This is a genomic window from Aliivibrio sp. 1S175 (genome assembly GCF_001690985.1).
GTDB lineage: Bacteria > Pseudomonadota > Gammaproteobacteria > Enterobacterales > Vibrionaceae > Aliivibrio.
Map to the genome: position 1 here is coordinate 399,583 of NZ_MAJS01000006.1, position 26,872 is coordinate 426,454.

At 39.4% G+C, this 26,872-nt stretch carries 26 protein-coding genes; 14 read left to right on the forward strand and 12 right to left on the reverse strand.

All coding sequences use genetic code 11. From position 1 onward, the window contains the following. Position 1: 1 nt before the first annotated feature. The 3 genes from A6E06_RS03745 to A6E06_RS03755 all read left to right on the forward strand — a co-directional run bounded on the left by A6E06_RS03745 (position 2) and on the right by A6E06_RS03755 (position 2,487). Positions 2-1,417, forward strand: coding sequence for a coniferyl aldehyde dehydrogenase (locus A6E06_RS03745; protein ID WP_065591699.1), 1,416 nt, complete (start codon positions 2-4; stop codon positions 1,415-1,417). 41 nt (positions 1,418-1,458) lie between these two features. Further along, the gene (locus A6E06_RS03750; RefSeq protein WP_065591700.1) at positions 1,459-1,902 is read left to right on the forward strand and encodes a hypothetical protein; all 444 of its coding nucleotides are present in this window, start codon (positions 1,459-1,461) and stop codon (positions 1,900-1,902) included. A 141-nt stretch (positions 1,903-2,043) separates the two neighbouring features. Then, entirely contained in the window at positions 2,044-2,487 is a 444-nt protein-coding gene (locus tag A6E06_RS03755) for a DUF302 domain-containing protein (RefSeq protein WP_255310640.1), read from the forward strand. Between the two features lie 79 nt (positions 2,488-2,566). Here the strand turns inward: A6E06_RS03755 and A6E06_RS03760 are convergent, their stop codons facing one another. The 6 genes from A6E06_RS03760 to A6E06_RS03785 form a co-directional block, all read right to left on the reverse strand. Next, on the reverse strand, positions 2,567-3,139 hold the full coding sequence (locus A6E06_RS03760) for a TetR/AcrR family transcriptional regulator (protein WP_065591701.1): 573 nt from the start codon (positions 3,137-3,139) through the stop codon (positions 2,567-2,569). A 159-nt stretch (positions 3,140-3,298) separates the two neighbouring features. Then, positions 3,299-4,207, reverse strand: a complete 909-nt coding sequence (locus A6E06_RS03765) for a glucosaminidase domain-containing protein (RefSeq protein WP_065591702.1) — start codon at positions 4,205-4,207, stop codon at positions 3,299-3,301. A gap of 92 nt (positions 4,208-4,299) precedes the next feature. Beyond that, positions 4,300-4,797 carry a peptidylprolyl isomerase gene (locus A6E06_RS03770; protein WP_065591703.1) on the reverse strand — a complete coding sequence of 166 codons (498 nt, stop codon included), beginning with the start codon at positions 4,795-4,797 and terminating at the stop codon, positions 4,300-4,302. 50 nt (positions 4,798-4,847) lie between these two features. Beyond that, complete coding sequence (bla, locus tag A6E06_RS03775; RefSeq protein ID WP_065591704.1) at positions 4,848-5,699, reverse strand: class A beta-lactamase; 852 nt, start codon at positions 5,697-5,699, stop codon at positions 4,848-4,850. A 42-nt stretch (positions 5,700-5,741) separates the two neighbouring features. Further along, on the reverse strand, positions 5,742-6,659 hold the full coding sequence (locus A6E06_RS03780) for a 1-aminocyclopropane-1-carboxylate deaminase/D-cysteine desulfhydrase (protein WP_065591828.1): 918 nt from the start codon (positions 6,657-6,659) through the stop codon (positions 5,742-5,744). Between the two features lie 81 nt (positions 6,660-6,740). After that, complete coding sequence (locus A6E06_RS03785) at positions 6,741-7,085, reverse strand: YajD family HNH nuclease (RefSeq protein WP_065591705.1); 345 nt, start codon at positions 7,083-7,085, stop codon at positions 6,741-6,743. A 71-nt stretch (positions 7,086-7,156) separates the two neighbouring features. Between A6E06_RS03785 and A6E06_RS03790 the strand changes: the two genes are divergently transcribed. Further along, entirely contained in the window at positions 7,157-7,624 is a 468-nt protein-coding gene (locus A6E06_RS03790) for an isoprenylcysteine carboxylmethyltransferase family protein (RefSeq protein WP_065591706.1), read from the forward strand. On the opposite strand, the gene A6E06_RS03795 is transcribed toward A6E06_RS03790, so the two are convergent. Further along, on the reverse strand, positions 7,621-7,884 hold the full coding sequence (locus A6E06_RS03795) for a DUF2798 domain-containing protein (RefSeq protein ID WP_045101833.1): 264 nt from the start codon (positions 7,882-7,884) through the stop codon (positions 7,621-7,623). The genes A6E06_RS03790 and A6E06_RS03795 overlap by 4 nt on opposite strands. Before the next feature lie 111 nt (positions 7,885-7,995). Between A6E06_RS03795 and A6E06_RS03800 the strand changes: the two genes are divergently transcribed. The 3 genes from A6E06_RS03800 to A6E06_RS03810 all read left to right on the forward strand — a co-directional run bounded on the left by A6E06_RS03800 (position 7,996) and on the right by A6E06_RS03810 (position 10,872). Further along, a complete protein-coding gene (locus tag A6E06_RS03800; RefSeq protein ID WP_065591707.1) occupies positions 7,996-8,865 on the forward strand; it encodes a LysR family transcriptional regulator in 870 nt (289 codons plus the stop codon). Positions 8,866-8,972: 107 nt separating this feature from the next. Further along, complete coding sequence (locus A6E06_RS03805) at positions 8,973-9,749, forward strand: outer membrane lipoprotein-sorting protein (protein ID WP_065591708.1); 777 nt, start codon at positions 8,973-8,975, stop codon at positions 9,747-9,749. Between the two features lie 217 nt (positions 9,750-9,966). Further along, complete coding sequence (locus tag A6E06_RS03810; protein ID WP_065591709.1) at positions 9,967-10,872, forward strand: DnaJ C-terminal domain-containing protein; 906 nt, start codon at positions 9,967-9,969, stop codon at positions 10,870-10,872. 120 nt (positions 10,873-10,992) lie between these two features. Here A6E06_RS03810 and A6E06_RS03815 read toward each other — a convergent pair whose 3' ends face one another. After that, positions 10,993-11,976 (reverse strand): HAD family phosphatase, encoded by a 984-nt coding sequence (locus A6E06_RS03815; RefSeq protein WP_065591710.1) that lies wholly within the window; start codon positions 11,974-11,976, stop codon positions 10,993-10,995. Positions 11,977-12,182: 206 nt separating this feature from the next. Then, positions 12,183-13,034: an SIS domain-containing protein gene (locus A6E06_RS03820; protein ID WP_065591711.1), complete on the reverse strand. Its 852-nt coding sequence runs from the start codon at positions 13,032-13,034 to the stop codon at positions 12,183-12,185. Between the two features lie 259 nt (positions 13,035-13,293). Here A6E06_RS03820 and murQ point away from each other — a divergent pair, with 259 nt between their 5' ends. The 4 genes from murQ to A6E06_RS03840 all read left to right on the forward strand — a co-directional run bounded on the left by murQ (position 13,294) and on the right by A6E06_RS03840 (position 17,229). Continuing rightward, positions 13,294-14,196, forward strand: a complete 903-nt coding sequence (gene murQ / locus A6E06_RS03825) for an N-acetylmuramic acid 6-phosphate etherase (RefSeq protein WP_065591712.1) — start codon at positions 13,294-13,296, stop codon at positions 14,194-14,196. A 59-nt stretch (positions 14,197-14,255) separates the two neighbouring features. Continuing rightward, a complete protein-coding gene (gene murP / locus A6E06_RS03830; RefSeq protein ID WP_065591713.1) occupies positions 14,256-15,710 on the forward strand; it encodes a PTS N-acetylmuramic acid transporter subunit IIBC in 1,455 nt (484 codons plus the stop codon). 153 nt (positions 15,711-15,863) lie between these two features. After that, the gene (locus A6E06_RS03835; RefSeq protein ID WP_065591714.1) at positions 15,864-16,403 is read left to right on the forward strand and encodes a YaeQ family protein; all 540 of its coding nucleotides are present in this window, start codon (positions 15,864-15,866) and stop codon (positions 16,401-16,403) included. A gap of 112 nt (positions 16,404-16,515) precedes the next feature. After that, positions 16,516-17,229: a sulfite exporter TauE/SafE family protein gene (locus A6E06_RS03840; protein ID WP_065591829.1), complete on the forward strand. Its 714-nt coding sequence runs from the start codon at positions 16,516-16,518 to the stop codon at positions 17,227-17,229. Positions 17,230-17,315: 86 nt separating this feature from the next. Here the strand turns inward: A6E06_RS03840 and A6E06_RS03845 are convergent, their stop codons facing one another. Both A6E06_RS03845 and A6E06_RS03850 read right to left on the reverse strand, forming a co-directional pair. Further along, positions 17,316-19,268, reverse strand: coding sequence for a BCCT family transporter (locus A6E06_RS03845; RefSeq protein WP_065591715.1), 1,953 nt, complete (start codon positions 19,266-19,268; stop codon positions 17,316-17,318). A gap of 366 nt (positions 19,269-19,634) precedes the next feature. Continuing rightward, the gene (locus A6E06_RS03850; protein WP_065591716.1) at positions 19,635-20,579 is read right to left on the reverse strand and encodes a LysR family transcriptional regulator; all 945 of its coding nucleotides are present in this window, start codon (positions 20,577-20,579) and stop codon (positions 19,635-19,637) included. Between the two features lie 122 nt (positions 20,580-20,701). Between A6E06_RS03850 and A6E06_RS03855 the strand changes: the two genes are divergently transcribed. From A6E06_RS03855 to A6E06_RS03865, 3 genes are all read left to right on the forward strand, one after another. Further along, positions 20,702-22,609, forward strand: a complete 1,908-nt coding sequence (locus A6E06_RS03855) for an alkyl/aryl-sulfatase (protein WP_065591717.1) — start codon at positions 20,702-20,704, stop codon at positions 22,607-22,609. Between the two features lie 82 nt (positions 22,610-22,691). Next, a complete protein-coding gene (locus A6E06_RS03860) occupies positions 22,692-22,976 on the forward strand; it encodes a hypothetical protein (protein ID WP_065591718.1) in 285 nt (94 codons plus the stop codon). Positions 22,977-23,104: 128 nt separating this feature from the next. After that, complete coding sequence (locus tag A6E06_RS03865) at positions 23,105-25,141, forward strand: prolyl oligopeptidase family protein (protein WP_065591719.1); 2,037 nt, start codon at positions 23,105-23,107, stop codon at positions 25,139-25,141. A 132-nt stretch (positions 25,142-25,273) separates the two neighbouring features. Here the strand turns inward: A6E06_RS03865 and A6E06_RS03870 are convergent, their stop codons facing one another. Then, a complete protein-coding gene (locus A6E06_RS03870; protein ID WP_065591720.1) occupies positions 25,274-26,761 on the reverse strand; it encodes an oligopeptide:H+ symporter in 1,488 nt (495 codons plus the stop codon). Positions 26,762-26,872 lie beyond the last annotated feature (111 nt).

The following is a 26,872-nucleotide window of genomic DNA, read 5'->3' on the forward strand; positions in this document are numbered from 1 at the left end:
TATGAATAACGAAACGATGATTGAAGGTATGGAACATTCATTGACAACAATGAAGGCGGCATTTTCTCAGAGTCCAATGCCTTCGCTTGAACAACGAATCGAAAAACTAACTAAGCTAAGAGTGGCTTTGATTGATCATTGCGACCAGATTTGTGAGTCAATGAATCGTGATTATGGCCAGCGTAGTGAGCAAGATACGTTGATTGCAGATCTACTGCCTTGTATTGGAAATATTGATCACACCATCAGTCATTTGGTTGAATGGATGGCGCCTTCAGTCAGAAACGCAGGCCCATTGTTGTCGTCTTCAAGTGTGGAGGTGATCTATCAACCAATGGGTGTTGTTGGCATTGTGACTCCGTGGAACTTTCCTATCATGTTATCGGTTGGCCCATTAATCTCAGTCATTGCGGCCGGTAACAGAGCAATGATAAAGATGAGTGAGTTCACGCCAAATACCAACCACGTACTGTCTACACTATTAAGCACCGTGTTTGAGAAAGACGAAGTGAATGTAATTGAAGGTGAAGCGGGTATCTCTGCGCACTTTACAGGACTAGCGTTTGATCATTTATTGTTTACTGGTTCGACTCAAGTTGGACGCTTAGTAATGAAAGCAGCATCAGATAACTTAACACCAGTGACCTTAGAGCTTGGTGGTAAGTCACCGGTGATTATCGCGGATGATGTTTCTATGGAATTAGCCGTAGAGCGCATAATTTATGGAAAAAGTCTGAATAACGGCCAAGTGTGCGTTGCACCAGATTACGTATTACTGCCTGAAGATAAAAAAGAAGCCTTCATTACTGAATACAAAAAACAATATCAAACCTTATTTGCTCGTGGTGTGCATTCAGACAATCTGACTTCTATTGCTAATCAACGTCAGTTTGAGCGCATTAATGGGCTATTGAATGAAGAAATTACGGCGAACACACGAATCGAAGCGTGTCACAGTGACAGCATTGACGAGCCTCAACATCGTTTAGTGACTCACTTAGTAATTAATCCAAGTTTAGAATCAACAATTATGAAGGAAGAGATCTTCGGGCCATTACTGCCTATTTTGACTTACCAACATATAGATGATGCGATTAACCTTATCTTAAACAAGCCACGTCCATTGGCGTTGTACTTGATGTCATTTGATGAAGTGCTACAGAATCGAATTAAAACCACGGTTCACTCTGGTGGTATGTGTATTAATGATTGTGTATTCCACTTAGCAGTCGATGATGCGCCTTTTGGTGGGATAGGGGAATCAGGTAAAGGTAATTATCATGGACACGAAGGGTTCGTTACTTTTTCACACGCCAAAACAGTGATGACAAGCGGTGATGATCACCAAATAAAACATCTGTTTTCAGTTGGAAATAACGATTTTAAAGCCGCTGTAATGAGTATTATTGGAAAGTAATTCCTATACTTAGTTTATAACCACTTTTTGAGAGTTGAATTATGTTAGAACGTTTTTTTGAAAAAACCATGAAAGCCTATTTATTGGGGACAGGATTTTTAACCGCAACGGCATTCTTGACGTTTTTAGCGCCAGAATGGAGCATGCAAAACCTCTTTTTTTACAACGACGCGATGATGGAGAACAAAGAGTATCTTCAAGCCACTTATCAACATTGGGGGGTAATGGTTGGTTGTATTGGTGTGTTGCTGATGTTCTCGGCTAAATACAAACAATTGCGTACTTCAACCATGATTTACAGTGCATTTGAGAAATCAATGTTTGTTGGATTATTCTTATATAACGTATGTGTTAATGAGTACAGCTGGTTCTATGGATGGAGTGGGGTATTTGCATTGGATGGCTTTGTTACTGTCTACTCACTTGTTTATCTATATTATTATTTAACGCGTGATAAATCAAAAACGCCAGCTCACTTGCGCTAATTTAAATGAGTCATAATCACCAGATTTTAGGAAGGAAATACGATTCATACCATTTATACCGATGCTCAGTTTATTCCAAAAAGACATGGTATTCGCGATGAATCGATACTTGTCAGCTATAACCAACATATTAATGAGCTTGTGGATGGTTTAGATAATACGAAGCCTGTAAATAGTGAAGGAGTGACAGAGGGTTATGGCATTGAAACGTTAGTTTCTGAATATGATTTTGACATGACATTAACAAAAATTAAAAAAGAGGTATTAAATCAAGATGACACCGTTTGGTTTATGAACTTTGATTATAAAAAGCGTGCAGAAGCGATAGGTAAAACGTTGCCAAATACAACCTTGCTCGTTTTTGGAGGGCCAGCACCAGGTGCTAAAGCAATGGTTGATTTTCCTAGCATTGGTTTAGATGCTTTTGGGCAAAAAGTACTTGTTATTGAACAAGATGGTCAGGTCTTAGTTAAATACAATAACATCGTTGATTTCGCAGAACTTCATTATGGCGATAATGCAATAGCTCACAAAGTCATCAATTATCGTTTAAGTAAAACATTGAGCAGAGCTATTGAGAAATAACGGATACGCTAAAAATCGGTCTAAGTAATTAAACTAAGGCCGATAATAAAGGCAGTTAATGTTGTATTTTTAGGATAATTTAACGCTCAAGAACCGCGAGCGTTTCTTTCATTGCGCTGTCAAGAATATCTCGACGGCGTTGCATAGCAGATGACAAGGTACTGCCTAACCACAAGCTGTATATCATTCGAGAGGTTTCTTCAGGATTTTGAATAGTAAAATCGTTTTCAACACGGCCTTGCTCAAAGAACTGAGCCATGCGTTGAATCACTTTTTCAGCGCCTTCTGCCATTACCATCTGCATCTTGCCAGAGGCTCCAGATATTTCACCTGCCAGTTTTACGACTAGACATTTAATATGGAAATCTTCTGTCAATTTAGACGTCGCCCAAAACTCGAAGTACGCTTTTACACGCTCACTGCGAGTCATTGAATCATCATTCAGAAAAGATTCCAACGTTGCTAAGTGTTCTTCAAAGTAGTCGCTCAGTAAGATCTCGCCAAAATGTTCTTTAGATTTGAAGTAATGATAAAAAGAACCTTTCGTTCCTTCGGCTTCATTGATGATTTTCATCAAGCCGACACCAGCAAAACCATGTTCATTAATCAGTTTTAACCCTGCATCGAGCATAGATTGTCGCATGTCTTTCATCATTATTTACCTATAACTAAAGTCAGTTAGAAAGTGTAACTGGCCTGTATACCAACCGTCCAGTTTAATTTGGTCAAAAATGTGTCAGAATAGTATAAGCAATCAATAAATAGAGGTTTTAATCGCTACATTACAACCTCTATTTACAGTAAATCTGTCTTATTTTGTTAGTTTAATACGTATCGGAGCTGTGTTATTGAACTCAACATTATCAAAGCTATCAAGTTGATGGTGCTTGATTAGAGATTGTAAATTCTCTACATAAGCGTCGCCACGAGTAGAGTAGTGAGATAAAGCCTCGACTAACTCATACCCTGATAATTTACCTTCACGACTTAGTTTTTTACGTAAAATCCAAAGATCTTTATAAGCCGATGTCGTATTTAAGTTATACATATAACGAGCAGTTCCTGCGAACAGGTTATCAAATGCAGCAACTTTTACATGCCCACCTGGGGTACTTAAATACTTACCGCCTTTAGAAGATAAGTGCTCTCCATATAAGCTATTCCCTTTAACTGCGAAATAACTGGTTCCCCAGCCACTTTCATCAATTCCTTGAGCGAGAACCATACCGACAGGAATAATATCTAGGCGCAAAAGCAGGTCATCAATGCTGTTTGATTTAATATCATAAGACGTCATTAACTCATTTAGCCATACTGTTTCTTCTTTCGACCATTCACTTTTAGGCTGCTTCGATAGCGTAATTACGTCATTTCTAACCGCACTTATGCGTTTATTCACCTCAATAATGGTAGGCAGTAATAAACGAATAAACCCTGAAATTTTCTCTTGAACAGGTAACGAATTTAAATCACTAGGAAGATTCTCAACAAAGAACGCTGGGATTTGATCCGTGCTGCTAACATTCGCTAATTGATACTGATGCAGCTTAAATTGATTGATAAGCGATTGAGCTGAGTTAAGTGTGGTGACTTTTACTTCAGGGTAGGGATTGTGGAGCTTCTCTGGTGAAATAGGCAGTTGAGTATCCGCAAGAGTGCTAGAAGATGCGATGAGAAGTAAAGAGGCAGAGATATGTTTTAACTTTTTAGATAAAGACATAAATGGAGTTCCATTTTAATATTAATAGGATCGAAAACGGCGCTATATTCAGCACCGTTTTTAGTGTTTATGTAGAGTTAACAGTCGCTCTGTTATTCTTCTACAATAGTCACTTTCTCGATCACAATACTCTCTTTTGGAACATCGTCAAACTCACCGATAGATTTAGTTTTAATTTTTGCAATTTTCTTAACTACATCCATACCAATAGTTACTTCACCAAATACCGCATAACCCCAACCAGTATTCGTGGTGGCAGTGTGATCAAGAAAAGTATTGTTAGCGATGTTGATAAAGAACTCACTGGTTGCAGAGTGAGGTGCATCAGTACGTGCCATAGCGATAGTACCGTTTAAGTTTTTCAAACCACGGTTCGCTTCATTCACAATCGGTGCGCGCATTTCTTTTTCTTGCATGTCCGCAGTAAAACCACCGCCTTGGATCATAAAGCCTTTGATAACACGGTGAAAAATAGTGCCTTCGTAAAAACCCTCTTGGCAGTATTTTAAGAAGTTTTTTGAGCTTACCGGTGCTTTTTCTTTGTTAAGCTCAATGTGAATGTCGCCAAAATTGGTGGTTAAAATGATCATATAGTTAATGTCTATTTAAAAGTTAATTGAGAAAGATTATACGTAGTTTCTTAGTTTATGTTGAACTCTTTGAATATCGCATTGCCCACTTCCACAATAATTTGGTTGCGTGAGGCCATATCTAAATTCGTTTGAGTTAAGTAGATAGAGATAATGATAGGGGCGCGTTTGTTACTCCAAACAATGGCCGTGATCCCGCGTGATCCAAAACCACCTGCACCAGAGCGATCAGCAATGGACCACTTAGCAGGTAAAATAGAACGCAATAGCGGATCAGATACCTTGTTATCGACCATCCAGGCCTTTAGCGTGCGTTTGTCTTTGGTATTAAGTGTTTGACCAAATAACAATTCGTTGAGTGTATTTGTCATCGCATTCGGAGTAGTCGTATCTCTAACATCTCCCTTTTGAGCTTCATTTAATGCAGGTTCAATACGGTCTAATCGAGTCATGTCATCTCCGATCAAACGTAAGAAAAGAGTCAGTGACTTAGGAGAGCCTGTCTCTGCTAGTACGATATTTGCGGCCGTGTTATCGCTCATTAGCATGGTCGCTTCACAGGCTTTTTCGGTACTAATTGTCTCGCCGATTAACTTTTCAGTGATAGGGGACCATGGAATGATGGATTCTTTGGTGATCCTTGTTAGCGCATCTTTATCCAAGAGATTATTGCTTGAGTTATAAAGCATCTGAGCACAAGCCAGAGTTTTAAAGGTACTCATCATAGGAAAGCGATGGTCGCCTTTATAACTCCATGTTGTATTTGTTTCGGTATCTAGAACTGAAACACCGATAGTGCCAGAGCTTGATAATTCAATAGTTTCAACGGTTTCTAATACAGAAGAAGCCATTGCGGTGTGAGAGAGCAAAGTTAAACAAAAAAGAAGAGTGATACGTTTCATTATTACGCCTAAAGGGAGGGCTGTTGTATATACAGTGATAGATTAATCAAATTTTCGCTGGTAGCGAGGTAGCATACTTTCATTACCTAACAAACCACCTTGGTGGATGTACAGTAGAGTCTGATTGGTGTTGTTTGGTAGCCAATCACTTAAGCAGCGCCACATCAAAGGATCGTATAGAAGTTCAAATTCAACGTCAGTTTGTAAGAGAAGCGTTTTCCACATCTCGTAATCGTGACGATATAACTTCCCAAAATGGTGTTTTTTCGTTGGCGTTAGAATCTCAGGATGATCTGTTTCACCAAGCTCTAAAAATTGCTCGGTAAGATAAGAATTACCACCGACACAAGCACAAGTAATCACTTTTATATCATGAGCTTTTAAGTGCTTATGAAGAAATAAAGCCGTTGTTCCTGTTCCTGATGGTAAGGCAACCGTTAGAGAATTGAGTGCTTGCTCTTTTTTCCATGTAATAAGCTCTGTCGCCAGCTGTTTTACTCCACTTTCAGCTAAACCACAGCGACCCCCTTCAGGCACAAATAACTCATGAGCGTTGGGTTGTCGAACTTGGTGGATGTAGTCGAAACTTGAATAAAGAGTACCGTCACTTTTTATCGCATCGTCACGCTCATTCAATGCAATTATATTTCCCCCTAATGCCAAGGCAGCGCGGTAGTTCCCTTTTGGATTTTCTTGTAGAAAAGAGGGAATATGATCAACGTAAAAGTCTAACTGCCAGCCTTTTAATTGAGCCAATGCCGCTAATGAGTAAAGTGAGTTTGCCTGTGGTGAGCCATAGCCAATAATCGTGGTAATCGCAGGGAAATCACCGTCTAACAATCCCATAAACTTACGAGCTTTGTTGCCAGAAAATTGAGGGTGAAGTTTATCATCGCGCTTTAAATAGAAATCGACACCATTAAATTGATGCTGAGTTACTGGGCTGTTTTGGATTTTCATGATGAGATATAAATATAGAGTGTAGGGAAGAAGAAATGACCTTTCAGTGAGTTGAAAGGCCATATAAATCTGTAATGAGAATTACTTTTTCATCATTGATTTTAAAGCAGCAAACGGGTTGTGCGTTGCGCCTTGATGATCATCTTCACCGGCTTTAATTTGAGAGCCGTATTGATCATGCTCTGTGTATTTAGAGTGCTCATGATCGTGACAGAAAAGACAAAGAAGCTCCCAGTTACTGCCATCATTTGGGTTATTAGTATGATCGTGATCTTTATGGTGAACCGTTAATTCACGTAAGTTTGAATAGACAAATTCACGCGCACAATTACCACAAACCCAAGGGTACAGTTTTAATGCTTTTTCACGGTAACCAACTTCTTGACGGGCATAAGTGGCACTAGAGCCATAAAAATCTGATGACATATAAATCTCGACTGCTAAAGTTAATACAATAATTATATGGAAAGAATATACCACGTTTTTAAGGAGAATAAATGCTATCAAAACTAGAACTGAGAATTCCACCGCCGTTAGTCATGCTACTGTTTATGGTAACCGTATTTGGCTTTGATAAAATAATGCCATTTACTCTATTTTATTTACCATGGTTAACTTACGCTTCGGTTATTAGCTTAGTCACGCTTGGTGGTGTCATTGCATTGTGGGGAGTGAAAGAGTTTAAAAATGCCAAAACAACAGTTAATCCACTCAAGCCAGAAAGCAGCTCATCACTTGTGAACTCTGGTATTTATCAATACACACGCAATCCTATGTATCTTGGTTTGTTACTGATCTTATTGAGTGCAGTGATTTATAGCCAACATCCACTTGGTTTAGTGAGTGCGTTAGGTTTTGTTCTGTATATGAATCGCTTTCAAATTGAACCAGAAGAAAAAATGCTAGTTAAGCTATTTGGTGATGAGTTTGTTGATTATAGCAATCAAGTAAAACGCTGGTTCTAATTTGCCATTTTAGATTGCGTCGTTGCTGTGTTGGTTTTGTTATCTCGACATAACCACGCGGCGAGTTCGCGAATCTTCGGTAAAATAGTTAAGTTAGCAAATATCGCAACAGGCCAAGCGATAGTAAACCCATTCATCCACGCAGATACCCATTCCGAACTAAATCCACCCATTCTAATCGCAGACATTGAACCAGACATTATTAATGCCATTGTGACTGAAGACAGTAAGGCTGAAAGCCAAAATTGTTTTTTACTCATAAATCTCTCTCTCTTTATTAACGAATTATTTTTTAACACTAATCGTGATTGTTTCGATAGAGTGAAGTATATTAATTTCATTAATGATAAAAAATAGCGAGATATAAAACCATGAATTCCATATTTGGAAGTATTGATGATCTGTTTTTATTTTGTAAAGTGGTTCAGCTTGGATCTCAACAAGGCGCAGCCAAAGAGTTAAAACTACCAGTATCAACCGTGTCCCGACGACTCTCTTTAATGGAAGAAAAACTCGGTGTTCGCTTGTTAGAAAAAAAGGGACGAGAGCTTGTTGCAACAGAAACAGGTCAGCAATATTACCAACTGCTTGAAAGTCAGTTTACCGATTTAGAAAGTCACTGCCATCAGTTAAAAGACCACAAAGAGGAAGTAACAGGCACGTTACGTTTATCCCTGCCTTATCGTTTTTATAATAGCTATGTTAGAGAGCTGATTACTGATTTCTTATTGGAATTTCCTCACACTCAAATAGAAGTCAATTTATGTGCTGAAGACGCTTTACCAGAAACAGATCGAGATTTAGTGCTAACTTTTGATATTAGCCGAGCCGAAGGGATGATCGCTCGTCCGCTATTTTTAGCAAAGCATAGCGTATTTGTCTCTCAATCGTATTGGCAAAATAATGACGTAACAAATATAGAGACTATTGATTGGATCCGCTTAGATGACCAGAAAAGTTTAACTTATACCGATGCAAAGCAAACGCTAAAACAGATTAATGTACATCCTCGTCTGCAAGTTAACGATTTGGATCAAGTCATGCATGCGGTTATTAAAGGATTAGGCGCAGCACGATTACCCATTCATCTTGTCACTCCAGAGATGGATCTCGTTGAGGTTTTTTCTGAATATCAATTCCCACCAAGGCAATCTTATCTGGTTTATAAACAACGAAAATTTCAACCCAAAGCACTAACCATATTAATCGAACGCATTATGAATGCTATGGAACGAATTTGACATTTTCATGACAGAGATTTAGATAATTTCGTCTTAGAGGTCACGATTTAATCATTTTAAATCCATTAAAATATGTTCATAAATTCAACATCATGGCTGGGTGTATTATGAAAAATAAGATCAAATTTATAATTAGAATTACGTTATTTTTTGCTTTTTTCGGTGTCGTTGGGCAGGTTTTTGCCACAGAAGCTTTGTCAGCAAAGACTATTATTGAGAAATCAGATAAACAGATGCGAGGAGAATCAAGATACATTGAATTGACCATGAATGTTATTCGTCCTGATTCGACACGAAGTCTGAGTATGAAAAGCTGGAACAAAGGAGAAAATTTATCTTTAGTACTTGTTACTGCTCCGGTCAAAGTACGTGGTAATGCCTTTTTGAAACGTAATCATGAGATCTTGAGCTGGGATCCAAGAACAGCAACAGTCAGTGAAATTGTGCCATCAAAATTAGATCAATTATGGCTAGTGTCGGATTTTACCAACCATGATGTGATTAACCAATCATCAATATTGACCGACTATGACCAAAAAATCATCAAAGAAGAGGTGATTGACGGCGATAAAACTTGGGTGATTGATGCCATTGCAAAGCCCGATGCCCCTATTATGCTGAGCAAAGTCCGTTTATGGATTTCACAAAAGACGTTTATTCAACGTAAAGTAGAATCGTATGATGAGTTTAATAAATTAGTTAATACCATGAGCATGAATGACATTAAAGAATTTAATGGTCGTAATGTTGCCACTCGTATCGATATGATCCCAGCCAATAAATCCGGTTATAAAACCGAAATCCTAATTAATAAAGCGCAGTTTGATTTCATTATTGATGATGAGTTTTTCTCTGAATTACAAATGAAATCACTACGTAACTGATTCATTTGAGAACTCACACGTTTGTTGTCTTGTTACTACAGCTTTAATCTGGTAATTAGCAATATAGAGGAGATAAATGGCAAGAACTTACTGCATTATGTGAGATAGATCTTGACCTTAATCTGAGAGGACATAAACTCCATTGATTAGTATTATTTTATAACAGGCGTTTGAGCTTACTCTAACGCCTTTTTCTATTCATTGACGAGGTTAAGTCATGTCTAAGCGTGATTATTATGAAGTCCTTGGTGTCTCTAAAAGCAGCACAGAAAAAGAGATTAAAAAAGCGTACAAACGTCTTGCGATGAAATACCACCCAGATAAAAATCAGGGAGATCCACAAGCCGCAGACAAATTCAAAGAAATCAAAGAAGCGTATGAAATTTTAACGGATGCCGATAAACGCGGGCAATACGATGATTATGGCCACGCTGCATTCCAAAATGGTGGTTCAGGTGGTGGTGGTTTTGGTGGTCAAAGCCAAGGTTATGGCGGATTTGATGATATCTTTGGTGGTGCATTTGGTGGCGGCGGTCGTAGTCGTGGTGGTTTTGGTGGCGGCTTTGAAGATATGTTCTCTCAACAGCGTCGTCCTCGCCCACAAAAAGGCCAAGATCGTCAATTCAATTTAACGGTTGAGTTTGCGGATGCCATTAATGGGTGTGAGCAAGTTATTGAATTACCGATTAATGGTGAGAATAAAAAAATCAACGTTAAAGTACCTGCGGGTATTGATGATGGTGAGAAAATTCGCTTTTCTGGTAAAGGTGAGTCCGGCGCTAATGGTGGTCCGGCAGGGGATTTATTAATTCAAATTAATACGCGTCCTCACACTCATTTAAAACGTGACGGAAACGATTTAATTTGTCCTGTTACGATGGATTTTGCAACCGCAGCTCTTGGCGGTGAAGTTGAAATCCAAACGTTAGAAAGCCGCTTTAAACTTAAAGTGCCTGCGGGTACTCAAAGTGGTCGTAAATTCCGTATGAAAGACAAAGGTGTGACAAGTCGTAAAGGGATTACGGGAGATCTAATGGTAGAGATTATTGTCGCGACTCCGACAAATCTAACGGATAAGCAAAAAGAATTATTGATGGCGTTTAGAGATCTAGCGACAGCATAAAGAATTCATATTTATAAAATTTAAGGCATGAACGATGAGTATATTATTCATCGTTCATGCCTTATTTATTCATAACCAGTTGGCCCCCTTCAGACAGAAAGGGACACATTGAATTTGATGCTAATAAACGGTGCACCACTCATTTTTTATATCGATAAGATACCAGTTATCACGTTGGTTAGCTTCATCCATCGCTTTATCTAAATGGCCAATGCTCGACTTGCGGTCATATTCCCACTCACGTTTTTTATCGGTGTGATGAACAATCATTGCCATTGAGTTTGGTTGGCTAGTTGCCCATTGCATCATCGCCTGATCGCCATCTGAGTTACCAATGGCTAATACCGGTTTTTTCCCAATGATGTGTTGAATGTTTTCTACTTTTCCTGCTTTATCATCATTGGTTAGTAATTGAGGTTGCTTAGTCACCGTTGGGTTACCATTGTTATAATCATACTTGTATTTAAGTGCGCTGCCGATGATTTGCTCTTCAGGAATACCATAGACTTCTGGTGCCCACGCACGCATGAAGTCAACACCACCGCCAGAGACGATGTAAGTTTTAAAATCATGATCTTGTAGGTAAGTTATCATTTCTCGCATCGGTTTATACGTTAGTTCTGTGTATGCTTTTTTGAAGTGCGGATCTTTTGCTACTGCTAACCATTGAGTAACGGTTTCTTGGTACTCTTCCACAGTCATGCCACTATGAGTCGCAATGATAAGCTTTAGTAGTGATTTCTCTCCTCCAGCAAGCACTCCTTTAATATCGTTATTCAAAATAGATTTAAATGGTTCTTGTGTTTTCCATTCTGGATGTTCTTTCGCCATATTCTTCACTTGGTCTAGCGCGAAAGCTAACTGGAAGTAATACGGTTTTTCCGACCATAATGTCCCATCATTATCAAAAACGGCGATACGATCTTGCTGTGGAATAAATGTCTTTTTTGAGCTGTTGGTTGATTGTTCTACGTAGTTCACAATCGCCGTTTTGCTTGTGCCATCTTCCCATGAAGGGAGCAGATTTGGATCGCAATCTAAAGCCATCGCTGAAAATGATAGGCCAGACAAGACTGCTAGGGTACAGATTCTTTTCTTATTCATATTATTATTTACCTAAATGTTTTATATTCAAGGCTAAGAGTAAAGCCATATTAGTCAATCTCAGATATAACTATAGACTGGTTACGAAGCTATTATGAATATTAGCAATAAATTTCATGAAAAAAGGTTATAAACGCTATTACGGTCTCATTGATTTTTGTGCCTTTTATGGTTGTAACAATCATCTCTTAGCTAATATGAAGGTATTAAATTCTATTCATTGTCGATGAGATTTCATCAATCAATAGTTTTGCAGTGTCGCTTTTTATTTGCAGTAACGTCATAAACAATAAATCGGTAATTACATTCTGAGCGGTTCTTGAAGATATTGATGAACTGCGGAATTGTCTTTCATCTGCTATCGTATCAATACAAAAATTAGCGAGTTTACGTAAAGGGCTCTTTTTTGTACTGGTTAATGCAATCACGGTTGCCCCTTTATCTCGTGCGGTTTGTGCTGCCATTAAAATGTCTTTTCGACTACCAGAATATGAGATAACAATTTGAATATCATTTTTGGTTAAGGCGTTCGCTGTTGCAATTTGAACATGACTATCTTGTTCAGTCAGAGCGGTCATTCCTATCTTTAATAACTTAAAGGCCAGATCTTTAGCCGTTAATGCTGACCCCCCAATGCCTACTATTTGAATACGTTGTGCTTGGTTAAGTAGGGTGGTAATGACTTCAAATTCTGAAAAATCAATGGCGTTGGTTGTCGCAATAAGTGCGTGGTTTTTTTCTTGCACTAATTTTTGCGCAATCGTTAGGGCAGAGTCGTCACTATTTATCTTGTTATGAATGGGGCGATCTGGTTCTAGTATTGCTTGTTTTCGTCCTGCATCTTCAATGATAGCTAATTTAAAAGCGGTAAATCCTTTGAAGCCAAGTTTCTGAGTGAATTTGACAATGCTTGATTGAGATACACCGATTTTAGTGGCAAGCGCTTGGCTTGAATAGGCGCTAATTTCTGATGGTTGCTCAATGATAAAGTCTAAAATTTTAATACCATTGGTTGATAAATGGCTTCTTTGGTTTTGTATCTTTTCTAAAATACTCATAGTACCTATCTTTCTTGAATTAATTATTCCAAATATATTTTGATTATTCTTTGTGGTTTTACTTAATCTAATATATTGAATTTAAAGTTATTTATGTGCATGTTTGTGTGGGGTTATCTTATTGTTAATTTTGTTTATTCCACCTATTTTGGAAGCTTAGAATAACTTTTGTTGTGATTTTGGTCACTAAATGGAATTTTTTATTCTTTATGATGGCAACCATTGAAATTGAGAATTTATCTTTGAAGAGAACGCCATTATGAAAATTGATCTAACCACATTGGTAACTGAAAGCCGTAATCAAGCAAGTGAGCAAATTGATGTGTTATCAACCGTAGATATGTTGACGGTTATTAATAAAGAAGACCAGAAAGTGGCGTTAGCCGTTGAAGTTATTTTGCCTCAAATCGCAGAAGTGGTAGATGCCATTGCAGTGGCATTTCAATGTGGTGGACGTTTAATTTATACCGGTGCAGGCACATCTGGCCGCTTAGGTATTTTGGATGCAAGTGAATGCCCTCCAACCTATGGTTCTAATCCTGACCTGGTTGTGGGTTTAATTGCTGGTGGTCATAAAGCGATTTTAAAAGCCGTTGAAAATGCAGAAGACAATCGTGAATTAGGCGCGTCAGATCTGCAAGATTTGGGATTGAACGAGAAAGACGTATTAGTGGGTATTGCTGCGAGTGGCCGCACTCCTTATGTTCTTGGTGCGATGGCATACGCAAAATCAGTCGGCGCAACCGTAGCAACGCTGAGTTGTAACCCAAATAGCCCAATGACAGAACTGGCAGACATTAACATGACACCAGTTGTTGGCCCTGAAATCGTAACGGGCTCTTCTCGTATGAAAGCCGGAACCGCTCAAAAATTAGTACTTAATATGCTAACAACAGGCGCGATGATCCGCACTGGTAAAGTCTTTGGTAACTTGATGGTTGATGTCGAAGCAACCAACGCAAAATTAGTGCAGCGCCAAAAGAACATCGTAATAGAGGCGACAGGTTGTTCAGAAGAAGAGGCTTCTACCGCTTTATCTCAATGTAATAATCACTGCAAAACGGCAATTCTTATGGTGTTGTCTGGACTTGATGCGAAAAGTGCGACGGAAAAACTAGCGCAACATAATGGATTTATTCGCGACGCTCTCGCTGATAGCTAACCTGACTGTGCAGATTGTTATGGTCTGCAATAGCCTCTAAATTGAGAAAGGAAAATGGCATGGCCAAGATAACAACATCAATGGTACAAGAGATTTTAACTGCAATTGGTGGCAAAAATAATGTCATCAAATGTGGTAACTGCATGACGCGTTTACGTCTTACCTTGCATGATGACAGTTTAGCGAATCGAGATACGATTAAACGTATTGCCGGCGTGATGGGTTTGGTTGAAAGTGATGATCAATTTCAAATCGTTTTAGGTCCAGGAAAGGCACAAACCGCCGCTGAAATGATGAATGAAATGATGGAGGGAGAAGAGAGTAGCGACAGTTCAAATACGTCAGAAGTGAAAGATTTGAAAGACGTAGCGTCTGAGCATAAGCAGAAATTAAAAAAGAAACAAACCAGTGCGACACAGCGATTTTTAAGTAAGTTCGCGACCATTTTTACTCCGTTAATTCCGGGTTTTATTGCCGCTGGTCTGTTATTAGGTTTTGCTACGCTGCTAGACCAAGTTTATGTGATGGGTAATGAGTCACCAAATGCCAATTTGGTTGATTTAATCCTCTATATGAAGGTATTCAGTAAAGGGTTGTTTAGCTTTTTAAGTATCTTGATTGGTTACAACGCGCAGCAAGCTTTTGGTGGATCAGGTGTAAACGGTGCGATTTTAGCCTCATTGTTTGTATTGGGTTATAACCCAGAAGCAACCACTGGTATTTATTCTGGAATGACAGACTTTTTTGGTCACGGTATCGATCCTAGAGGTAATATTATTGGGGTATTGATTGCTGCGATTGTTGGTGCGGCTGTCGAGAAAAAAGTACGTCAATACATGCCAGACAACTTAGATATGATTTTAACCTCAGTGGTTACGCTGCTTATCATGGGAGCGGTTACCTTTGTGGTCATCATGCCACTGGGCGGTGTGTTATTCCAAGGGATGTCATGGTTGTTTATCAACTTAAATGGCAATCCGTTTGGTAGTGCCATCTTAGCTGGGCTGTTTTTAATCTCAGTGATGTTTGGTATTCACCAAGGTTTCGTTCCGGTTTATTTTGCTCTGATGGATGCGCAAGGTTTCAACTCATTATTCCCAATTCTAGCAATGGCTGGAGCAGGGCAAGTCGGAGCATCATTAGCTTTGTACGCTAAAGCAGGAAAAGACGCTTTACTTCGAACTCAAGTTAAAGGCGCTATTATTCCAGGATTTTTAGGAATAGGTGAGCCACTGATTTACGGGGTAACCTTGCCACGAGTAAAACCGTTTATTACGGCGTGTATCGGTGGTTCAGCAGGTGGCTTCTTTATTGGATTAGTGTCGTATATGGGATTACCTGTTGGTTTGAATACGGTCTTTGGGCCATCAGGTATTGTTGCGTTACCATTAATGACGTCAAGTGCTGGTATTTTCGCAGGTATGATGGTGTTTGCCGCGGGTCTTGTGATTTCTTATGCGGTTGGTTTTGTTGCAACTTGGTTCTTTGGTACTAAAAACGTAGATTTGAGCTAAATTTAGTATTAGATAAATACAGAATTAATAAGTACTTTCCCCTATAAGTACACTAAGGCCTCGCAGGTACCACTGTGAGGCCTTTTTTTATGCCTAGCTAAGCAACAAGAATCGCGTACAATGCCCTCAATTCTCAAATAGTTAGGAAAGCCAGTGGCTATCAAACCAACCATCTACAAATTTCGTGTCGCGTTAACAGATCTGAATCGTGATCATTATGATTCAGTAAGCTTGACTATCGCTCAGCATCCATCAGAAAGTGAAGAGCGTATGATGGCTCGTGTATTGGCATTTTGTTTGAATGCTGAAGAGCGTCTAACGTTTACGAAAGGATTGTCTGCGATTGATGAGCCTGATATTTGGGTTCGTGAATACGATGATACGATCTCTCTTTGGATTGATGCGGGTGAGCCTGATCCTGAGCGCATGAAAAAAGCATCACGTCAGTCTAAAGTCACTAAGGTATACAGCTTTAATTCAAAATCTGAAGTGTGGTGGAAGCAAAACCAAAGCAAATTCAAACAATACCCTGTTGATGTGGTTCGTTTTGATTCTGTTCAAATCCATTCATTTTCGGCATTGTTAGAAAGAACGATGGAAATGTCAGTGATGATCACTGGTGACTCTGCGTTTATTTCAGCAGCGAAAGGCGACTGTGAAGTGACGTGGGAAACTCTGCAATCGGTTGAATAATAATGAAAGGGAAATAGAGTGTAATACTGCTATTTCCTTTCTAAAATCTAGTTCATAATGCCTTCTGTTTTATATTAATAATCAGAAGGCATTTTTTATGGAACTACCATTGATGGATCTTGGTTTACTCTTTGCAATGATCCTGATTTTTATTGGCTCATTTGTGCAAAGCGCCATTGGTTTTGGCTTAGCCATTGTGACTGCTCCACTATTATTTTTAATCTCTCCAAGCTATGTGCCTGCACCCATCGTGATTGTTGGCTTATTCCTATCTATCATTAATGCCTATAAATACAAAGCGAATGTCTCTTTTCGCGGCTTAGGCTATGCATTTTTAGGTCGAATTCCCGGTTCTGTATTTGGTGGTTTACTGCTTTATTACGTAGATGCAAAACTGTTGTCTCTTTGGATTGGCGTGGTTGTATTACTTGCTGTTGCGATTAGCTTACTTCCATTTCGTATCGAACCAAATAACTCAAGAATGACGATTGCGGGTTTCTTCTCTGGCCTATTCGGGACCAGTTCAGGTATTGGTGGCCCGCCAATGGCGTTGTTATTACAGCATCAAGAAGCAAATCTTATTCGAGCTAACTTATCGGCTTTCTTTGTGGTGAGTAGTGTTATCTCATTAGCGGTTCAAGTGCCTGCTGGGTACATGAGCTTGAATCATTTATATCTTACATTGCCATTACTTCCGGCTTCGGTTATCGGTTATCTAGTCGCTATGAAAGTGGTGGATAAAATAGATAAAGAGACGATCAGAAAGATATCTTTGGTGATGTGTTCAGTATCGGGTGTGGCAGCGATTGTGTTGGGAATGAGATAGCGATTTGTTATTTAATGAAAGGTTAGAAGAAGAGAAAAAGGGTTAATGCCTGCATATTAGCTACAGACATTAACCACAAAGCTAGATTAGCTTGGCGAGTTCAATCTTGTTTTAATCGCCGATTTAACATCTTCATTTGCTTGTAAAGCTTCGTCTTCGGCCTTTTGACGCATTAATGTATCAAAGGAAACACGCGCTTCTTGAGCAAGCTCAGATGCCGCTAGTTTCGCTTCTTTAGCTGACATCGAGTCATCCGTTAATTGGCGTAACTTTTCAATGATTTCATCAGGTGCATCGCCTAAATCAACGCTTGATTCACCACGTGCTAATGCTTCTTTACGTAATTGTTTTTTCAGCATCCAAATAGCATCGTTCGCTTCACGCTCAAGATCGGCTGCTTCAATTGCGTTATCACGTAGTTGTTCAAAACGAGCCAATGCTTGGCCTTCTTTGCTCCAAGGATCAACATCTGGTAAGTCAGAAATGTTGATCACAGGATCCACGTAATCATCTTGGTGTGATAAGTCTAGCATTGCTGCTTTTACACCAGAGATCATTAGCATAACTGCGATAACCAATAGTGGTAAACCACCAACAATTGCCGCTGTTTGTAATGTTGCCAAGCCGCCCATAAACATCAACGCCGATGGCATAAATGATAAAGTGAAAGCCCAGAACAGACGGTTCCAACGCATTGGATCTTCAGTCACGTTAGTTTGAACTACTGACGCTAAAATATAAGAGATAGAGTCAAACGTTGTCGCGGTGAAAATTACACACAACAAGGTAAATACAGCAATAACGAAGGTACTAAATGGCAGTGTTTCTAAAATAGAGAAGATAGCGCGAGTAGGGCCTTCTACATTAAGAATACTTACCACATCTAACTCACCTGATAGCTGCAGTGATAAACCGTAGTTACCTAGAATGATGAAGTACATTGAACAACCTAGAGAGCCGAAGAACACCGCTCCAGATACCATTTGCTTAATTGTTCTACCGCGTGAAATACGAGCAACGAACAGGCCCATACTTGGTGCAAATACTAGCCACCATGCCCAGTAGAAAATAGTCCAATCTTGTGGGAAGTGAGTATCTTCAAAAGGACCCATACCACCAAAAGGTTCAGCCCACGTCGCCATCACAAAGAAGTTAGACAGCATACGACCGATTGAATCTAGACCCGTTTCCAACATAAAGATTGTTGGACCACAAACCAATACAAACAGCAATAAACCTAACGCACCCCAGAAGTTAATGTTACTTAAAATCTTAATGCCTTTGTCCATGCCCATGTACGATGAGTAAGCAAAAATCGCGGTACATACCATCAATACTAAAATTTGGCTGCCAGTGGTTGCAGGAATACCAAATAAGTAGCTAATACCTTCGTTAATCAGTGGTGCTGCTAACCCTAAGGTCGTAGCCGCGCCGCCTAATAAACCAAAGATAAACAGTACATCAATGACTTTACCTAACTTACCAAAACTGTTTGCTTCACCAATAACAGGCATAAGTGCAGCAGAGACTTTTAGGACAGGTTGTTTACGGACATAGAAGAAATAAGCGATTGGAATTGCAGGGATCATATAGATACACCAAGCAATTGGACCCCAGTGGAACAGGCCATAAGTCGCAGCCCAACGGATAGCTTCTTCACTGCCTGCTTCTAGTTGAAACGGTGGGTTTTGGTAGTAGTATGCCCATTCAATGGTACCCCAGTACAAAATACTGGCACCGATGCCACCACAAAATAACATTGCCGCCCAAGACGATAATGCAAATTCAGGCTTTTCATCTGGGTCACCCAGTTTGATCTGGCCGATATCAGAAAAAACGATATAGATCATGAAGAAAAATGCTGCTAAACCAAGGCCTAAATAAGCAAAGCCTAGCTTGTCGGTCATAAATGTTTTAGCAACGGCAATCCACGCAGCCCCTTCTTCTGGAAATATCAGTAAAGGAATTACAACAGCACAAAGCAATAATATTGCGCCGAAAAAAGTGGGTTTATCGATAAGCTCGAAGTGTTTTTTCATTTTTATTGTCCGTAATAAAAACAGAGTCAATGATTAAGTACGCGCACTAACAACTCCCCGTACTGAGGGGTTCAGACAGGTTTAACTTAAAATTAATAGAGTATAAATAGTGTAGGCGGACGGTTTTTTGTGAGTAATATAGCGCTCGAAAATTATCCAAATCACGATTGATATGGATTCGAGTTAAAATAGTGCTAATTCATCAATCTGTCGACAAACTTATTTCTTTATTTTATAAAAAGCGTGACGTAGGTATCATAATTTTAATGATTAAAATCAGTTATTTAATAAATTTCACTAAAGTGATTAAAACCTAAATCATCAAGATGAAATCATTTTAGGATCTCAAGAAGAAGAGAAGCATCGTTAGGTCAGTGATGACACAGCAGATGATTCATCTTGGTATTTTTTAGCGGCTTTGCTAAATAGCTCTCTGAACCATTGATGAGTTGGGTCGTTCGTACGTGATGAATGCCAATAAATGGCTACTTTTATTGGCTCTTGTAAGAAATCAGCGTCGAGCTGTTTAAGTTGGTGTACATGAAGATACCGGTCTACGAGTTTTTGTGGCAATAGCGCAAGGTAGTCACAACGTTCAATGATAGGCAACATTTCCATAATACTACTCGCTTGCCATGCTACTCGTCGCTTACCAAGAATACCTTCGTCTTTTAATCCTCGCCCTTGTAAATAACCGCCTTTCTTATCTAATTGTGAATGAGTGACGTGGCTTTCATGCAAAAAGGCTTCTGGTGAAATGGTGGTACCGGTTAATCTTGGGTGATCTTTTCGGCACATAACACTTAACGTGTCTTCCATTATGACTTTAGATCTAAGTAATGAATGTTGGTTTGAATAAGCTTCTATCAGTAAATCGCATTGCTGCGAACGTAGTGTATTGACGTGGTCTTGATTATATAACGGTTCAATTTTGACACTGGCTAACGGAGCTTCTTTACTCATGAGTGCTGATAACTCAGGCAATATGGTATAACCCAATACGCTAAGAGAAGAGACGATAAATTCTTTATCGCATTTTAATGGATTGAATTTTTTAAATTCCGGCATCATATAAGCGATATTTTCGACCGAACTGGCTAAGGTTGGGTAAATATCTAATGCAAACTGAGTGGGTTCAACCCCTCGACTGCCTCGAATAAAAAGGGGGTCTTTGAAGATCTCTTTTAATCTGATCACACCTTGACTTACTGCTGACTGACTAATACCTAAGCGTTTTGCGGCTTTGGTGTAGCTTTTCTCTTCAACAATGGCCACAAACGTAGGAATTAAACTGTAATCTGAATGCTTCATATCTTCTCATTAGATGATTTATTTAAAGTGATATAACTTAACTTATATCATGTATTAGCCTACTTTTGTATTTTTTATGTACGATAGCATCATTAAATATTGACTATATGAACGAGGCTATTATGAATAAATCTATCATTACGTTATCTGTACTTCTTGCGACTTCTTTTTCTGGAATTGCTGCTGCTGGTGAAGACCATAACCATCGCTTTGATGGTGTTAATGTTGATATCCCAACATTGTCCCACGACTACTATTTAGGTGAGAATTCAGGGGCTACGCATTTTTGGCATGGCGATACGAAAGACATGAAATTTATTCGTACTGGTGGCAATGATGCCTTTGATGCGAAATCAGACAAAGTACATCCGCAATTAACCGCCCATTCAAAGAAAATGGATAAAGGTATTTTTGTTTATAAAGATAAATTTTTCCAAGTTTATGGTTACGGTTTAACATCACCAATGATTGTTGATGGTGATAATGGCTTGTTGATCCTTGATCCTGTTGAGTCAGTAGACAAAATGCAGTCGGTAATGGCAGATTTCCGTAAAGTTACTGGTAATGACAAGCCTGTTGCTGCTGTGATGTATTCACATTGGCACCCTGACCATTACGCTGGTGTTCGTGGTATTAAAAACGTTGAGGATGCAAAAATCATTGCGCACGACACTTTTATGACGAATGTAGTGAAAGGGTCAATGGGAGGAACGGGCCCAGCTCTTGGTTTCCGTGTTGATTATTCATTGGGGACGTTACTTAATGTTGAAGAAGATGGCCGTATTAATGGTGGTTTAGGGCCTGATTTTGAAATACGTCAACACAGTCTTATTAAGCCAAATACATTAGTTGAAGGTAAATTTGGCACACTAGATATGGAGATTGAAGGTGTGAAGGTTGAATTTCGTCATGTTCCTTCTGAAGCGTCTGATGAAATTACCGCTTACTTCCCAGAGTTTGATCTGCTGTTTGGTTCTGAAGTAATTCAAGGTGAAAGTTTCCCTAACCTTCACACTATTCGTGGAACACAATATCGTGACCCAAGTATCTGGTTCCCAGGTGTGGACATGCTGCGTGAATACAACGCGGACGTTATGATGCTATCGCACGGCCGACCTGTAAATGGTGAAAAATATGTGGATGACACATTAACGTCATACCGCGATGCGATTCAATTTACGTACGACCAATCAATTAAAGCGATTAATGATGGGGCAACTCAAGAAGATTTGATCCGCCAAATCAAACTGCCTGCACACCTTGTTAACCACCCTTGGTTAGGTGATTTTTATGGTTCAATTCGTCACGCTTCAAAACAAATCTTTGTCGGCGAAATGGGGTGGTTTGATGGCGACCCAACAACGTTAAACCCAACTTATTCTGTCGAAGCCTCAAAGCGTTATGTTGAAATGGTTGGTGGTAAAGAGAAAATGATGGGTTTTGCAATCGATGCGTGTGATTCTGGTGATTTCCAATGGTGTGCTGAACTGGCCACTCATGCGATCCGTATTGAATTAAGTGATATGGAACCGCGTGAATTGAAAGCAAGAGCATTACGTGAACTTGGTTACCGTGAAACCAATAATAATTGGCGTAACTGGTACTTAACATCAGCGCAAGAGTTGGACGGAACCATTGATTACTCTAAGAAAATCAACCTACAAGCACCAGATTTGATGGCAGAATTTGAACCATCACAATTAGTTAGTGCAATGCGCTTTAGCTTGAATGCTGAACGTAGCCAAGATAAGCACTTCACTGTTGCGTTTGAGTTTGGTGATTCTAAAGAAACACATGCTTTAGAAATTCGTCGTAGTGTTGCTCAATTCCACAAAGACTATGAGGGTGAGCCAAAAGCAACGGTCAAGTTAACGAAACCTGTTTTCTTAGGCTTGTTAGTCGGTAAAGTTGATTTTGTTGAAGGGGTTAAGCAAGGCTATATCCAAATTGATGGTGATGCTAAAGCAGTGCCAGAATTCTTCAGCTTATTTGATAAACCTGCGGAATCTCCAAAAATCACACTTCGTTAATTACACGACCTATGATTGAATAACGCTAAACATGCCATCTCTATTTAATAGGGTTGGCATGTTTATTATGAGGAAAAGATAGATGAAAAAGACAGTATTTATAAAATCGATGCTAATCGTTGGGATGAATCTATTGTCATTTAACGCGATAGCTTGCGGTGGTGATGTTGATATGACGGTGCCACATATACATGATGAAAACGGTATGCTTGTTGCGATAGAGCAGACTAAAAACAATTCATTAAAACACATCAATATTTATCAGATTTTTGCGGGTGAATTGGCCTCTAAAACCTTAATACATTCTCATTCAGATGAGGGGATATTTCACGACCATGAGAATGAAGCGGAAGTTATGTTTCATTAGTTGTATTAAGAATGTAACGCTGCTCGTACCAATAAATAACCTATCTTAATCAAATCATTGCATTCTTATTTTTAATGAGCGTATTCTAGTGAATACCTGCAAATAAAATTATTAATATAGGGATGCTCATGACTTATCCAATGACCAAACAAGGCTCAACCTCAGATACGTATTTCAAGCAGACCATCGCTGACCCATATCGCTGGCTAGAAGACGACAGAAGCGAAGAAACGGAAGCGTGGGTAAATAAGCAAAATGAAGTCACATTCGACTGCCTTTCTCATATTGATTTTCGTGATGATATTCGAGCTTTAATCGCAAAAGGTCAGGATTACCAAAAAACCTCACAGCCATTCAAGCGTGGTGATTACACCTACTTCTATCAAAATGACGGTTTACAAAACCAAAGCGTATTGTATCGTTCAAAAGAAGATGGAGAGTTTGAAGTTTTTCTTGACCCAAATACCTTTAGTGAAGAGGGAACGACCTCTTTAGGTGCTGTCAGCTTTTCTAAAGATACCTCTTTAGTGGCTTATTCAATTTCAGAAGCAGGCAGTGATTGGCGCAAAATCTTCGTATTAAAGACAGAAACTAAAGAGCAAATTGAAACGCCGATTGTCGATGCCAAATTTACTGATATTTCATGGTTAGGTTCAAAAGGATTCTATTATTCAAGTTATGACAAGCCAACGGGCAGTGAGTTATCGGCAAGAACAGAGCAGCATAAACTCTATTTTCATGAAATAGGTAAACCGCAAGCAGACGATATTTTGGTGTTTGGTGCGACTGAAGAAGAGAAGCACCGTTATGTCAGTGGTTATACAACCGAGGATGATGCGTATTTGGTGATCTCAGCCGCGACCTCGACCTCTGGTAATAAGCTTTATATTGAGCGTTTAAGTTGTGAGAACCCAACTCGAATCACCGTATTAGATCATACAGATTCAGATACCTACGTCATTGAAAATGAAGATACTCGTCTATTAATGTACACCAATCTCAATGCGCCAAACGGTAAGATCGTTTCTTATAATGCCGTAACGTGTGATTGGCTAGATGTAATTCCAGAGCAACCACAGCCACTTGAGATCAGCGTTGGTGGGGGAACCTTGTTCGCAAGCTATATGGTTGATGTGTTAAGCCAAGTGAAGCAATATGACTTCTCAGGCAATTTACTAAGAGAGATTGACTTACCGGGTGAAGGGCAAGTTACAGGCTTTTCAGGTAAACGAGAGCAAACCGATTTGTTCTTTACCTTTACCAACTATGTAACACCACCTACGATTTATCAATGTGATGCTAAGACAGGTTGTACTGAGTTGTACTTGGCTTCTGCATCGCCGTTTGAGAGTGAGAAATTTGAGTCAACTCAAGTGTTCTACACATCAAAAGATGGCACTCGAATTCCTATGATTATCTCGCATAAAAAAGGGACAGTCTTAGATGGTAAAAATCCAACAATTCTTTATGGTTACGGTGGCTTTAATGTCAGCCTAACACCAAGCTTTAGTGGCGTAATGGCAAGTTGGTTAGAGTTAGGTGGTGTGTATGCAGTTCCTAATATTCGTGGGGGTGGTGAGTATGGTAAAGCGTGGCACAATGCCGGAACACAACAGAAAAAACAGAATGTGTTTGATGACTTTATTGCAGCCGCAGAACAGTTGATTGACTCTGGTTACACGGATTCAGAACATTTGGCACTTCGTGGTGGCTCAAACGGTGGTTTATTGGTTGGCGCGTGCATGACACAACGACCTGAGCTATTTAAAGTCGCATTACCTGCGGTAGGCGTATTAGATATGCTTCGTTACCACACGTTTACTTCTGGTGAGGGCTGGGCGTATGATTTTGGTACATCAGCACAAAGTGAAGAGATGTTTGAGTATTTACTAAACTACTCGCCAGTGCATAACGTGAAAGAGGGGGTTGAATACCCAGCAACATTAGTGACCACCGCTGATCATGATGACCGCGTTGTTCCTTCGCACTCTTATAAGTTCATTGCCGAGCTACAAGCCAAGCAATCAGGTGATAACCCTGTGTTAATTCGTATTGATATAAACGCAGGTCATGGTGCCGGTATGCCAATTTCAAAATCGATGGATTTAATGGCCGATGTGTATGCCTTTACGTTAAGTAATATGAAGGTGGATCCGTTTAAGTAATTTAAATATTTATTAGTAATAATCAAATTACAGTAAATAGGAATCAGTAATAAAAAGCAGAATGAGCATCACGCTTCATTCTGCTTTTTTCTATGAAATAACTTGTCTATTAAGTCATTGGTTTAATATTGATTAGTGCTGCTCAACGAATTCAATTTCTTCTGGCTGTGAACTTGTCATCATACGATTCAGTTTTGGTGCTGTAATCGCCATTACGATAGCAACCGCTAGAGTCACAAAACCGATATTTTGGAACAGCTCAGTATAGACAGGTAGGGTATCTAGAGGATCAGTAAGATGCTCAGGAGTCGCACTGAATGTAGCAATATAACCACCAATGATGAATGAAGCCGCTTGAGTCAAGAACCATGCACCCATAGTAAAGCCCATTAAACGCTGTGGAACTAAACTTGCCACCATTGCAAGACCAAGGCCACTGATCATCAGCTCACCCAAACTTTGGAATAAGTAAACCAGAACCATCCACCAAACAGAAACCATACCCGCTTGGTCAGCAAACCAATTACCCGCAGCTGCAACTGATAAGAAACCAAAGGCAGACATAAACATACCAACCGTAAATTTCCCTGGCATAGATAAGTCTTTATTTTTGTTGCCGTAGTAAGTGTATAAGTAAGCCAAGATAGGGCTACAGAATACGACCCAGAATGGATTTAACGCTTGTAAACTCACCGGGTTAATATCCATACCGAACAGTTCAGTGTGGACGTTATTAATCGCAAAGAAGTTTAATGAGGTTGGCATTTGCGCGTATAACACGTAGAAAATAATCGCTTGTAGCATAAGAATGAAAGCCACGATCATTTTGTTACGTTGCTCACCTGTTTCTTTAAAGGTTTCTTTTAAGAAGAAGCCAACCACACCAACACCAATTGCACCAAGAGCCAAGTTAGCCATCATAATATTTTGCAGTAACCATGCACAAACTAAGGTAGAGGCAATAGTGCCGATCAACACAATTAAGGCTTTGGTTTTATTTAGTGGTTGAGAATCAGGTTCTGAACCTATCCCTTGCACTGTGCTACGAAGAGAAAAATAGCTAAATAAACTCGCAATTAAGCCTAGACCGCAAATAAGAAAAGCGTATTCATAACCATATTTGTTAGCAATGACAGGACTCAGAGAAAGCGAAACCAAAGAACCAATGTTGATTGACATATAATAAAGGGTAAATGCGCCATCTAAACGGGAATCTCCTTTTTCATAACACTTAGCTAATAGGCTTGATGGGTTTGCTTTGAATAAGCCATTACCAACCGCGATAGCACCAAGCGCCAAATAGATAAAGTTAGGATTTAAAATCGAAAATCCCATTAAAAAATAGCCGAGAGCAAGAACGACAGCACCAAAGACCATGGTGCGTTTAGTCCCGAGAACGTAATCTCCGACGTAGCCACCGACAGAAACAAGACCGTAAACTAAGGCGGCAAATGCACCAAAGGTAACAAAAGAGTCTTGCATGCTAAAACCGAGTTTATCTACAAAGTAGACGGCGAGTATCCCTTGAAGCCCGTAGTAACCAAATCGTTCCCATAGTTCAATGAAAAATATCATCTTAAATGGCTTTGGTTGGTTTAATATACTTGTTTTATTATTCATATTGGTTATTTCACCTGGTTTGTTATTATTGTGTACGCATTAAAAGCCAATTTATTAAAATAAAACGTGATATTTGTTCGTTTTGTAATTTACTCTCTGTGATTCACGTCG

Coding starts and splice junctions, on each gene's coding strand:
- A6E06_RS03805 (WP_065591708.1), top strand. CDS start 8,973: ATGAAAAATAAGATCAAATTTATAATTAGAATTACGTTATTTTTTGCT.
- A6E06_RS03855 (WP_065591717.1), top strand. CDS start 20,702: ATGAATAAATCTATCATTACGTTATCTGTACTTCTTGCGACTTCTTTT.
- A6E06_RS03865 (WP_065591719.1), top strand. CDS start 23,105: ATGACTTATCCAATGACCAAACAAGGCTCAACCTCAGATACGTATTTC.
- A6E06_RS03845 (WP_065591715.1), bottom strand. CDS start 19,268: ATGAAAAAACACTTCGAGCTTATCGATAAACCCACTTTTTTCGGCGCA.
- A6E06_RS03815 (WP_065591710.1), bottom strand. CDS start 11,976: ATGAATAAGAAAAGAATCTGTACCCTAGCAGTCTTGTCTGGCCTATCA.
- A6E06_RS03820 (WP_065591711.1), bottom strand. CDS start 13,034: ATGAGTATTTTAGAAAAGATACAAAACCAAAGAAGCCATTTATCAACC.
- A6E06_RS03745 (WP_065591699.1), top strand. CDS start 2: ATGAATAACGAAACGATGATTGAAGGTATGGAACATTCATTGACAACA.
- A6E06_RS03765 (WP_065591702.1), bottom strand. CDS start 4,207: ATGTCTTTATCTAAAAAGTTAAAACATATCTCTGCCTCTTTACTTCTC.
- A6E06_RS03785 (WP_065591705.1), bottom strand. CDS start 7,085: ATGTCATCAGATTTTTATGGCTCTAGTGCCACTTATGCCCGTCAAGAA.
- A6E06_RS03860 (WP_065591718.1), top strand. CDS start 22,692: ATGAAAAAGACAGTATTTATAAAATCGATGCTAATCGTTGGGATGAAT.
- A6E06_RS03810 (WP_065591709.1), top strand. CDS start 9,967: ATGTCTAAGCGTGATTATTATGAAGTCCTTGGTGTCTCTAAAAGCAGC.
- A6E06_RS03800 (WP_065591707.1), top strand. CDS start 7,996: ATGAATTCCATATTTGGAAGTATTGATGATCTGTTTTTATTTTGTAAA.
- A6E06_RS03870 (WP_065591720.1), bottom strand. CDS start 26,761: ATGAATAATAAAACAAGTATATTAAACCAACCAAAGCCATTTAAGATG.
- murQ (WP_065591712.1), top strand. CDS start 13,294: ATGAAAATTGATCTAACCACATTGGTAACTGAAAGCCGTAATCAAGCA.
- A6E06_RS03780 (WP_065591828.1), bottom strand. CDS start 6,659: ATGAAAATCCAAAACAGCCCAGTAACTCAGCATCAATTTAATGGTGTC.
- murP (WP_065591713.1), top strand. CDS start 14,256: ATGGCCAAGATAACAACATCAATGGTACAAGAGATTTTAACTGCAATT.
- A6E06_RS03750 (WP_065591700.1), top strand. CDS start 1,459: ATGTTAGAACGTTTTTTTGAAAAAACCATGAAAGCCTATTTATTGGGG.
- bla (WP_065591704.1), bottom strand. CDS start 5,699: ATGAAACGTATCACTCTTCTTTTTTGTTTAACTTTGCTCTCTCACACC.
- A6E06_RS03840 (WP_065591829.1), top strand. CDS start 16,516: ATGGATCTTGGTTTACTCTTTGCAATGATCCTGATTTTTATTGGCTCA.
- A6E06_RS03850 (WP_065591716.1), bottom strand. CDS start 20,579: ATGAAGCATTCAGATTACAGTTTAATTCCTACGTTTGTGGCCATTGTT.
- A6E06_RS03790 (WP_065591706.1), top strand. CDS start 7,157: ATGCTATCAAAACTAGAACTGAGAATTCCACCGCCGTTAGTCATGCTA.
- A6E06_RS03795 (WP_045101833.1), bottom strand. CDS start 7,884: ATGAGTAAAAAACAATTTTGGCTTTCAGCCTTACTGTCTTCAGTCACA.
- A6E06_RS03770 (WP_065591703.1), bottom strand. CDS start 4,797: ATGATCATTTTAACCACCAATTTTGGCGACATTCACATTGAGCTTAAC.
- A6E06_RS03760 (WP_065591701.1), bottom strand. CDS start 3,139: ATGAAAGACATGCGACAATCTATGCTCGATGCAGGGTTAAAACTGATT.